The sequence below is a fragment of the Pseudomonas sp. SZ57 genome (assembly GCF_009495975.1).
Lineage (GTDB): Bacteria > Pseudomonadota > Gammaproteobacteria > Pseudomonadales > Pseudomonadaceae > Aquipseudomonas > Aquipseudomonas syringae.
This window is the reverse complement of sequence record NZ_WIBD01000028.1, coordinates 1-10,638: the sequence shown is the minus strand read 5'-3', so window position 1 is coordinate 10,638 and position 10,638 is coordinate 1. Positions and strand designations below refer to the sequence as shown.

Here is a 10,638-nt window from a genome sequence, read left to right as displayed (position 1 = left end):
TAGTGGGTCAGTAGATTTTCAGCGGCTGCACAGGCCTCTTCGTGAGCAAGCTCACTCCCACGGACTCAGGGACTTTCAGGATAATCCGGGGCTATGTGGGAGCGAGCTTGCTCGCGAAGAGGCCAGTTCAATCCCTGAAAATGCCCCACAAGTGCAGGGTATCCAAGGCATAAAAAAACCCCTGCATCGCTGCAGGGGTTTTTTATTGGGTCAGGGATCAACCCTTGAACACGTCATCCACGCTGGTCAGCGGGTAGTGCTTCGGATACGGCAGGGTGGCAACGCCGGTCTCGATGGCGGCCTTGGCCACTGCATCGGAGATCAGGCCCAGCAGGCGGGTGTCCATTGGCTTCGGAATGATGTACTCACGACCGAATTCCAGTTTGATGCCGCCGTAGGCGTCGCTGACTTCCTGTGGCACAGGCAGCTTGGCCAGTTCGCGCAGGGCGTTGGCCGCGGCGATTTTCATTTCTTCGTTGATGCGCTTGGCGCGAACGTCCAGGGCACCACGGAAGATGAACGGGAAGCCGAGTACGTTGTTGACCTGATTCGGGTAGTCCGAACGGCCAGTGGCCATGATCACGTCGCTGCGGGTGGCGTGAGCCAGTTCCGGGGAAATTTCCGGATCAGGGTTCGAGCAGGCGAACACGATCGGGTCCTTGGCCATCAGCTTGAGGTTTTCAGCGCTCAGCAGGTTAGGACCGGACAAGCCTACAAATACGTCAGCGCCATCCAGTGCGTCGGTCAGCGAGCGCTTCTCGGTAGCGTGGGCGAATGCAGCCTTGTACTGGTTCAGGTCGGTACGGCCGGAGTGGACAACGCCAGTACGGTCGACCATGAAGATGTTTTCGATCTTCGCGCCCATGCTCACCAGCAGCTTCATGCAGGAGATGGCCGCAGCGCCAGCGCCCAGGCAGACGATCTTCGCCGAATCGAGGGTCTTGCCGACGATTTCCAGTGCGTTGATCATGCCGGCCGCTGTCACGATCGCGGTACCGTGCTGGTCATCGTGGAAAACCGGGATGTCGCACTGTTCGATCAGCGCCTTCTCGATTTCAAAGCACTCAGGCGCCTTGATGTCTTCCAGGTTGATGCCACCGAAGGTGATGGAGATACGCTTGACGGTGTCGATGAACGCCTGCGGGCTTTCGGAATCGACTTCGATATCGAAAACGTCGATACCGGCGAAGCGCTTGAACAGAACCCCTTTACCTTCCATGACCGGCTTGGAAGCCAATGGACCCAGATCGCCGAGGCCGAGAATCGCGGTGCCATCGGAAATAACTGCTACCAGGTTGCCTTTGCCGGTGTACTTGTAAGCCAGCTCGGGGTCACGGGCAATTTCACGCACGGGTTCAGCAACGCCAGGGCTGTAGGCCAGAGCCAGGTCACGAGCGGTTGCAGTCGGCTTGGTGAGTTCGACGCTCAGCTTCCCCGGACGAGGATTGGCATGGTATTCGAGCGCGGCAGTTTTCAGATCTGACATGTATTGGATTCCGCTTTTTTTACTGTGGGACAGACGGACCGCCGAGGATACGCAAGATGCATAGTCCTAACAAGACTGACCAGTCACTGCTGTCAATAGGCTCGGGCTTAGACTTTACGCTTAGAGGCCTGAAACGTGAACACTCGGTCAGGCTCGTCAGATCACCGGTTTGAAGGGCGCTTCTAACGGCGTGAAAGGTCCAGCATTGCGGGATGGGTCAGTGACAGCTGCCAGCGGGACTGCCCCTTTTTCAGGCCTCCGCGCCGGGAGCGATCGACGACCCAGCCACGCGCTTCGACCTGCCGTCCTTCGAGGCGCTGGAGCGTCGCCGTATCGAATGCACTCAGGTGGGCAGGCGCGATACGCAGAACCAGCGAGCCCTGCAACTCGATCCACATACCACCGCAGTTGCGCTGCACACGCCTGACCTGACCGGACACAATCGCGAACCCGCTTTTGCTCAGTCGGGCCGAGGACTGCACCGGCGAATTGCGCCACACACCCAGCCGCGCTTGACGAGCCTGACGCTCCGCGCCCTGCTGGCAAGCGACCAGCCTGACATTGGGCGCAACGGCCACCAGATAGCCCAGCCCTTCGCTGAGCAACTGCGCCTCGAGGTTGGCGCCTTTACGGTCATAGACGTTGGCCAGCGTGCGGCCGTAATGATCCTTGCCCTGCCGGCCGATACGCAGCCTGACCTTGCCGCCGCTTTCATTGACCAGCGTCTGCAAGCGCTTTTTCGCCGCCTCGGCAAACGGTTCGGCCGACCGGCCTTTCCTGCCGGTTTCAGGCGTATTGAGCCCGATCATCCGCACACTGCGGCCATCGGTCAGCTTCAAGGTGTCGCCGTCGACCACTCGCTGTACCTGTGCGACCGGCAACGAGGCAGGTGCCGGGCAGAAGGCCTGCGCGCCGGACACCCAAATCGCGGGCATAAAAAAGACGCCCACAAGGAGCGCCTTTTCAAGCAGCCTGGAGATGCCCATCGGGCAGCCAGTCTTACTTCGCTTTGGTAGCGCCGAACGCACCGAAACGGGATTTGAACTTGTCGACACGGCCGCCAACGTCAAGCGTCTTCTGCTTGCCGGTGTAGAACGGGTGGCACTCGTTGCACACGTCCAGGCTCAGAGGAGCGGCCAGGGTGGAACGGGTCTTGATGACATTGCCGCAGCTGCAGGTAGCGTCAATGGCTTCGTAAACTGGATGGATATCAGCTTTCATCGGTACTTCCTCGGTCTAACGCGCCGCCACTCAACACTATTGTTGAATACCGCACGGAAATAGGCTGCGGATAGTACCAGACAATTGCAACGACGCAAGCGAACCTTCACACCGGTCGTCTGCTAAGATCGCGCCTCCGTCATCACTTATCACCACAGGGAAACACCGCGTGCCCGACGCCATCCTGCGCCTTGCCCTGCCCTCGCCGCTTCGCCGCCTGTTCGACTACCGCGTCCCAGCGGGCGTGTCGCGCAGCGCCTTGCAGCCGGGCATGCGCCTGCGAGTGCCGTTCGGACGCCGGGAAATGATCGGCATCCTGGTGGAAGTGGTCGATCACAGCGAAGTGCCCGCCGACAAGCTCAAGCCGGCAATCGCTCTGCTCGACAGCGAAGCGCCGCTGCCACCCGCGCTGTTCAAGCTGTGCCTGTGGACCTCGCAGTATTACCAGCACAGCCTCGGAGACACACTGAGCTGGGCCTTGCCGGTGCTGTTGCGTCAGGGCGAACTGGCCGAAAGTCGCCAGGAACGCTTCTGGCACGTGGCCCCCGGCGCCAGCGTCGACGATCCGCGCATCGCCCGCGCGCCCAAGCAGCGCGAGGCCCTGACCACTCTTGCCCAGCACCCGCACGGGGTGGCGCATCAACTGCTCAGCAAGCTGATGCTTAACAAGGACAGCCTCAACCTGTTGCTGGCCAAGGAGCTGGTGTACGTCGAGGTTCGCAGCCATGCACCCAGCGCACGCCATGAACACTGGCTGGCCCAGCCTGAATTGCCGCTCAACACCGAACAACGCGCCGCTTACGAAGCGATCCGCGCCGGGTTCGACAGCTTTCATGCGTTTCTGCTGGCCGGCGTCACCGGCAGCGGCAAGACCGAAGTCTATCTGCAACTGATCCGTGAAACCCTCGAGGCCGGCAAGCAGGCGCTGGTGCTGATCCCGGAAATCAACCTCGGCCCGCAGACCCTGGCGCGCTTCGAGCAACGCTTCAATGCGCGCATTGCGCTGGTCCACTCGGCGGTCAACGACCGCGAACGGCTGGACGCCTGGCTGGCGGCTCGCGATGGCGAGGCGGACATCATCATCGGCACGCGTTCGGCGCTGTTCACGCCGATGAAAAACCCCGGCCTGATCATCATCGACGAAGAACACGACGGCTCCTATAAACAGCAGGAAGGCCTGCGCTATCACGCCCGCGATCTGGCCCTGGTGCGCGCGCGTCAGGAAAACATTCCGATTGTCCTGGGCTCGGCCACGCCTTCCCTGGAAAGCCTGCACAACGCCTACACCGGCCGCTATGGCCTGCTGCGCCTGAATGAGCGCGCGGGCGGCGCACAGCAGCCGCGTTTCATGCGCCTGGACGTCAAGAGCCGACCGCTGGACAGCGGCATCTCCGGGCCCATGCAGCAGGCCATCGGCCAGACGCTTGCGGCAGGCCAGCAGGTCCTGGTATTCCTCAACCGTCGCGGCTTTGCGCCAACCTTGCTGTGCCACGACTGCGGCTGGATGTCCGGCTGCCAGCGCTGCGATGCACGCATGACCGTGCACCAGCGCTCGGGCGAGCTGCGCTGCCATCACTGCGGGTATGTAGAGCGTGTACCGCGTCAGTGCCCGTCGTGCGGCAAGGTGGATTTACGCCCGGTAGGCGCCGGCACCGAGCGCGCCGAAGAGCGCCTGGCGATTCTGTTTCCGGACTACCCCGTACTGCGTGTCGACCGCGACAGCACGTCGCGCAAGGACGCCATGAACCAGCTGTTCACGACGATCCAGCGCGGTCAGCCGTGCATTCTGGTCGGCACGCAAATGCTTGCCAAGGGCCATCACTTTCCCCGGGTCACGCTGGTCTCGATTCTGGACGCCGATGGCGGGCTGTTTTCCGGCGACTTCCGCGCCAGCGAGCGCATGGCACAATTGATCGTGCAGGTGGCAGGTCGTGCCGGGCGCGCCGAAGAGCCTGGCAAGGTGATCATCCAGACCCACCTGGCCGACCACCCACTGCTGATCCAGCTGACCGAGCAGGGTTATTTCGCCTTTGCGGAACAGGCCTTGAGCGAGCGCCGTTCGGCGGGGCTGCCACCATTTTCACACCTCGCGCTGCTGCGCGCCGAAGCGCACAAGCCGGGACAGGCCGAGGCCTTTCTCGATCAGGCCTGCAGCGATGCCGAGCAACTGGTTGCGCAAATGGCGCTGGGCGGCATCGAGCTGCTGGGCCCGGTTCCGGCACCGATGGAACGCCGCGCCGGGCGTTATCGCGCGCAACTGCTGGTGCAGTCCAGCGCCCGCGCGCCCTTGCATAAATTGCTAGCCACCTGGCTGCTCGCGCTGGAGCAAATGCCCAGCGGTCGGCAGGTCAGATGGTCGCTGGATGTGGATCCTGTGGATCTTTATTAAGTCACGCCGTTGGCAAGCAGGCTTGAGCAACGGATAATGCGGAGTTTTTCCACCCGCGCATCGAAGCGCCACCGCGCTTGCGGTCGAAGAGAGCACCATGAAAGACACGATTCGCCAGCTGATTCAACAAGCCCTGACCCGTCTCGTCACCGAGGGCGTCTTGCCAGAAGGGCTGACGCCGGCGATCCAGGTGGAAAACGCCCGCGACAAGACGCACGGCGACTTCGCCAGCAATATCGCGATGATGCTCGCCAAGCCTGCCGGCATGAAACCGCGCGACCTGGCTGAAAAGCTGATCGCCGCACTGCCGGCCGACGAGCAGGTCAGCAAGGTCGAAATTGCCGGCCCGGGCTTCCTGAACTTCTTCCAGAACACTGCCGCGCTGGCCGCACGCCTCGACGCTGCGCTGGCCGACGCGCACCTGTCGGTGCGCAAGGCGGGCGCTGCACAGCGCGTGGTGGTCGATCTGTCGGCACCGAACCTGGCCAAGGAAATGCACGTTGGCCATTTGCGCTCGACCATTATTGGCGACGGCGTGGCGAACGTCCTGACGTTTCTCGGTGACACGGTCATTCGTCAGAACCACGTGGGCGACTGGGGCACCCAGTTCGGCATGCTGCTGGCCTATCTGCAGGAAAAGCCGGCGACCAGCGACGAGCTGTCCGACCTGGAAAACTTCTACCGCGCCGCCAAGCAGCGCTTTGACGAGTCCGAAGAGTTCGCCGAGCGTGCTCGTGGTCTGGTGGTCAAGCTGCAGGCCGGCGATGCCGAGTGCCTGGCGCTGTGGACGCGCTTCAAGGACATCTCGCTGTCGCACTGCCAGGAAACCTACGAGCGCCTCAACGTCAAGCTGACCCCGGCCGACGTGATGGGCGAAAGCGCCTATAACGATGACCTGGCCAATGTGGTCAACGACCTGAAAGCCACGGGCCTGCTGGTCGAGAGCAATGGCGCACAATGCGTGTTCCTCGAAGAATTCCGTACCGCCGATGACACGCCGTTGCCGGTCATCGTGCAAAAGGCCGGTGGTGGTTATCTGTACGCCACCACCGACCTGGCAGCGATCCGCTATCGCAGCAAGGTGCTCAAGGCCGACCGCGTGCTGTATTTCGTCGACCAGCGTCAGGCCCTGCACTTCCAGCAGGTGTTCGAAGTGGCGCGCCGCGCCGGTTTCGTGCATGACGGCATGCAACTGGAACACATGGGCTTCGGCACCATGAACGGCGCCGATGGCCGCCCGTTCAAGACCCGCGATGGCGGCACGGTCAAGCTCATCGACCTGCTCGATGAAGCCGAAGAGCGCGCCTACACGCTGGTCAAGGAAAAGAACCCGGAAGTCGCCGAAGCGGAATTGCGCAGCATTGCCAAGGCCGTGGGCATCAGTGCGGTGAAATACGCCGACCTGTCCAAGCACCGCGCCAGCGATTACAACTTCAACTTCGATCAGATGCTCAGTTTCGAAGGCAACACCGCGCCCTATCTGCTGTACGCCTACACCCGTGTGGCCGGCGTGTTCCGCAAGCTGGGCAGCGCGTTTGACGCCAGCAAGGGCAAGATTGTCCTTGCCGCGCCGCAGGAACAGGAACTGGCCGCACGTCTGGCGCAGTTCACCGAAACACTGAACAACGTCGCAGAAAAAGGCACACCGCACGTACTTTGTGCTTACCTGTATGACCTTGCGGGTCTGTTTTCGAGCTTTTACGAAAACTGCCCGATCCTTGGTGCGGAAAACCCCGATCAGCAACAGAGCCGTCTGCGGCTGGCTGCACTGACCGGCCGCACCCTCAAGCAAGGCCTGGACCTGTTGGGTCTGGAAACTCTGGAGCGTATGTAAGTTGGCAGTTGCGAAGAAGAAACCGGCACCCAAGCGGGGCGCCAGCCGTTATCAGGCACCCGCGAAGAAGCCGATTCCAGGATGGTTGTGGCTGGCGATTGGCTTGACCGTGGGCGCATTCGTGGTCTTTTTGATGAAGCTCGAACCCGGTGGCGATGACGTCAAGCGGGTCAGGGCAGACGCCAAGGCTGCAAAGATCGCCGAAGCGAACAAGACGCCGCCAAGCCCTACGGCGCCGGTCAAACCCAAGTACGACTTCTATACATTGCTGCCGGAATCGGAAGTGATCGTGCCGAACGAAGCCGTGCCGGAGAAGACCCCGCCGCCAGTGGCACCGACGGCACCGGTCTCGCCGGAACAGGCCGCCAAGATCGACACGGCACGTGCCCAGGCAGCCCTCAGCGGCCTGACGCCTCCGCCAGCCCCGCCGGTTGCGACCACCAAGCCGGCCGCGGTGACGACGTTCTTCCTGCAGGCGGGCTCGTTCCGCAAACAGGCTGACGCCGAGAAAGTCCGCGCACAAATCATCCTGCTGGGCCAGACCTCTACCGTCGAGTCGGGCACCGTCAAGGATGAAACCTGGTATCGCGTACTGGTCGGCCCGTTCAGCAACCGCGAACAACTGACCACTGCCCAGAAACAACTGGCAAGCGGCGGATTTAGTAACCTGTTGTTGCAACAGCGTCAGAGCCGCTAGCTGAAACAGAGCGCGCAAAGCGCTCTGCGCTATAGGTGGGAGTGAGCTTGCTCGCGAAGAGGCCGTTACAACTGCCGGAGATTTATGCCTCCGGCAGTCAGCTGCCAGTTATCCCCGCTGTTCATCCTCAAGGTTGAAATACTCACCCACACCCCCATATGAGTTTGCATCAGGGCATTTTCGCCCCGCAGTGTGGAGACTCTCCCTTGACCACCATCGTTTCAGTGCGCCGCCACGGTAAAGTCGTCATGGCTGGCGACGGCCAGGTTTCTCTGGGCAACACCGTCATGAAAGGCAACGCCAAAAAGGTACGCCGCCTGTATCACGGTGAAGTGATCGCCGGCTTCGCTGGCGCGACCGCCGATGCATTCACGCTGTTCGAACGCTTCGAGGCCCAACTGGAAAAACACCAGGGGCATCTGGTTCGTGCAGCCGTCGAACTGGCCAAGGACTGGCGCACCGATCGCTCACTGAGCCGTCTTGAAGCCATGCTGGCCGTCGCCAACAAGGATGCCTCGCTGATCATCACCGGCAACGGTGACGTGGTCGAGCCCGAGGACGGCCTGATCGCCATGGGCTCCGGCGGCGCATTCGCTCAGGCTGCCGCACGCGCCCTGCTGCTCAAGACCGACCTGTCGGCCCGCGAAATTGCCGAGACTTCCCTGCATATCGCCGGCGACATCTGCGTGTTCACCAACCACAACATCACCATTGAGGAGCAGGACCTCGTCGGCTAAGCCGCTGCCGGGCCGCATACCCTGTGGCCCCATCGACTTGCCCGCAACAGAGGACCGTGAATAACCATGTCAATGACTCCCCGCGAAATCGTCCATGAACTTAATCGCCATATCATCGGCCAGGACGATGCCAAGCGCGCCGTGGCCATTGCTCTGCGCAATCGCTGGCGCCGCATGCAGTTGCCTGAAGAGCTGCGTGTCGAAGTAACCCCCAAGAACATTCTGATGATCGGCCCGACCGGTGTCGGCAAGACCGAAATCGCCCGTCGTCTGGCCAAGCTCGCCAACGCACCGTTCATCAAGGTCGAAGCCACCAAATTCACCGAAGTGGGTTATGTAGGTCGCGATGTAGAGTCGATCATCCGTGATCTGGCCGACGCTGCGATCAAGCTGCTGCGCGAACAGGAAATCGTCAAGGTGCGTCACCGCGCCGAAGATGCCGCCGAAGAGCGCATTCTCGATGCCCTGCTGCCACCGGCCCGGGTCGGCTTCAACGAAGATCCGGCGCAGAGCAGCGATTCCAATACCCGTCAGCTGTTCCGCAAGCGTCTGCGCGAAGGTCAGCTGGATGACAAGGAAATCGAGATCGAGATCAACGAAGCCGTTGGTGTCGATATCTCCGCGCCGCCTGGCATGGAAGAGATGACCAATCAGTTGCAGAGCCTGTTTGCCAACATGGGCAAGGGCAAGACCAAGAGCCGCAAGCTCAAGGTCAAAGAAGCGCTCAAGCTGGTACGCGAAGAAGAAGCCGGCCGTCTGGTCAATGAAGAAGAGCTGAAAGCCAAGGCGCTGGAAGCGGTCGAGCAACACGGCATCGTGTTTATCGACGAGATCGACAAAGTTGCCAAACGCGGTAACTCGGGCGGTGTCGACGTGTCCCGTGAAGGCGTGCAGCGCGACCTGCTGCCGCTGATCGAAGGCTGCACGGTGAATACCAAACTGGGCATGGTCAAGACCGACCACATCCTGTTTATTGCGTCCGGTGCGTTCCATTTGAGCAAACCGAGTGATCTGGTCCCCGAGCTGCAGGGCCGTCTGCCGATCCGCGTTGAGCTCAAGGCGCTGTCGCCCCAGGACTTCGAGCGCATCCTCAGCGAGCCGCATGCGTCGTTGACCGAACAGTACCGCGAGCTGCTCAAGACCGAAGGCCTGAAGATCGAGTTCAAGCCTGAAGGCATCAAGCGTCTGGCCGAGATTGCCTGGCAGGTCAACGAGAAGACCGAGAACATCGGTGCCCGCCGCCTGCACACGCTGCTTGAGCGCCTGCTCGAGGAAGTCTCGTTCAGCGCCGGTGACCTGGCCATCAGCCCTGACGCAGCGCCGATCGAGATCGACGCGGAATACGTCAACAGCCACCTCGGTGATCTGGCAGAAAACGAAGACCTGTCGCGTTATATTCTCTAAGCCACACGCGGTTGGCATTTCAGGCTGCAAGAGGTTGTTCACTCTTGCAGCTTTTTGCTTCTGCCCGACGCTTGAAACCCGAGACTGCCGCCATGCCCGCTCTGCCCACTGCCATCCAGTTGCACAAGGCCTCCAAGACCCTGACGCTGAAATACGCGCCGGATGAGGAATACCATTTATCCGCCGAATTTCTGCGGGTGCATTCCCCTTCTGCCGAAGTTCAGGGCCACGGCCGGCCGATCCTGCAATTCGGCAAACTGGGAGTCGGCCTGACCAAGGTCGAGCCCGCCGGGCAATATGCGCTGAAACTCACTTTCGATGACGGCCATGACAGCGGCCTGTTTACCTGGGAATACCTGTACGAACTGGCCACACGCCAGGCTTCGCTATGGGAAGACTACTTGCAGGAACTCGAAAAAGCCGGCAAGTCCCGCGACCCTTCCGAACACGTCATCAAACTGATGCTCTGACCCGCCTCGCAGGTGTCCGCATGAACACCATCGTGCCCATGCTGGCGTGTGAGGAACGATAGTCGCCCGCAAGATCACCATCGTGCCCATGCTCCGCGCCCATCACCCTATACAAGTCCGCTTTTGATTCTGGCCGGAGGCCGTGGGAGCGAACTTGTTCGCGAAAGGGCCGTATGATCGTCGAAAATGTATCGACTGAAACGCCATATACGCAAACAAATCCTTTTATTCCGCGCGTTCGAAGACTGCATGTAACTATGAGTACTCCATGTGCTCGGCCTCCGATCCAGAGGATGCGGTGCGGCGCAGATCTGTGACGCAGAGCGTCACCCACTGCATTCCCACGCTGGAGCGTGAGGAACGATAGTCGTCCGCAAGAACACCATCGTGCCCATGCTCC

General features: G+C 61.2%; 9 protein-coding genes. 6 read left to right on the top strand and 3 right to left on the bottom strand.

The window, feature by feature from the left end; genetic code table 11:
* Positions 1-217: 217 nt before the first annotated feature.
* The 3 genes from GE543_RS22355 to rpmE all read right to left on the bottom strand — a co-directional run bounded on the left by GE543_RS22355 (position 218) and on the right by rpmE (position 2,707).
* A complete protein-coding gene (locus tag GE543_RS22355; protein WP_003316648.1) occupies positions 218-1,486 on the bottom strand; it encodes a malic enzyme-like NAD(P)-binding protein in 1,269 nt (422 codons plus the stop codon).
* A gap of 182 nt (positions 1,487-1,668) precedes the next feature.
* Positions 1,669-2,472, bottom strand: coding sequence for a thermonuclease family protein (locus GE543_RS22350; protein WP_153222406.1), 804 nt, complete (start codon positions 2,470-2,472; stop codon positions 1,669-1,671).
* Positions 2,473-2,485: 13 nt separating this feature from the next.
* Positions 2,486-2,707: a 50S ribosomal protein L31 gene (rpmE, locus tag GE543_RS22345; RefSeq protein WP_002551648.1), complete on the bottom strand. Its 222-nt coding sequence runs from the start codon at positions 2,705-2,707 to the stop codon at positions 2,486-2,488.
* Positions 2,708-2,876: 169 nt separating this feature from the next.
* On the opposite strand from rpmE, the gene GE543_RS22340 reads away from it, so the two are divergent.
* From GE543_RS22340 to GE543_RS22315, 6 genes are all read left to right on the top strand, one after another.
* Complete coding sequence (locus GE543_RS22340; protein WP_249723616.1) at positions 2,877-5,096, top strand: primosomal protein N'; 2,220 nt, start codon at positions 2,877-2,879, stop codon at positions 5,094-5,096.
* Positions 5,097-5,193: 97 nt separating this feature from the next.
* Positions 5,194-6,930 (top strand): arginine--tRNA ligase, encoded by a 1,737-nt coding sequence (gene argS / locus GE543_RS22335; RefSeq protein ID WP_153222405.1) that lies wholly within the window; start codon positions 5,194-5,196, stop codon positions 6,928-6,930.
* Position 6,931: 1 nt separating this feature from the next.
* Positions 6,932-7,627 (top strand): SPOR domain-containing protein, encoded by a 696-nt coding sequence (locus GE543_RS22330; RefSeq protein ID WP_003403056.1) that lies wholly within the window; start codon positions 6,932-6,934, stop codon positions 7,625-7,627.
* Positions 7,628-7,833: 206 nt separating this feature from the next.
* Positions 7,834-8,364, top strand: coding sequence for an ATP-dependent protease subunit HslV (gene hslV / locus GE543_RS22325; protein WP_002551644.1), 531 nt, complete (start codon positions 7,834-7,836; stop codon positions 8,362-8,364).
* 66 nt (positions 8,365-8,430) lie between these two features.
* Positions 8,431-9,768, top strand: a complete 1,338-nt coding sequence (gene hslU, locus GE543_RS22320) for an ATP-dependent protease ATPase subunit HslU (protein ID WP_003316641.1) — start codon at positions 8,431-8,433, stop codon at positions 9,766-9,768.
* Positions 9,769-9,860: 92 nt separating this feature from the next.
* Complete coding sequence (locus GE543_RS22315) at positions 9,861-10,238, top strand: gamma-butyrobetaine hydroxylase-like domain-containing protein (RefSeq protein WP_153222404.1); 378 nt, start codon at positions 9,861-9,863, stop codon at positions 10,236-10,238.
* Positions 10,239-10,638 lie beyond the last annotated feature (400 nt).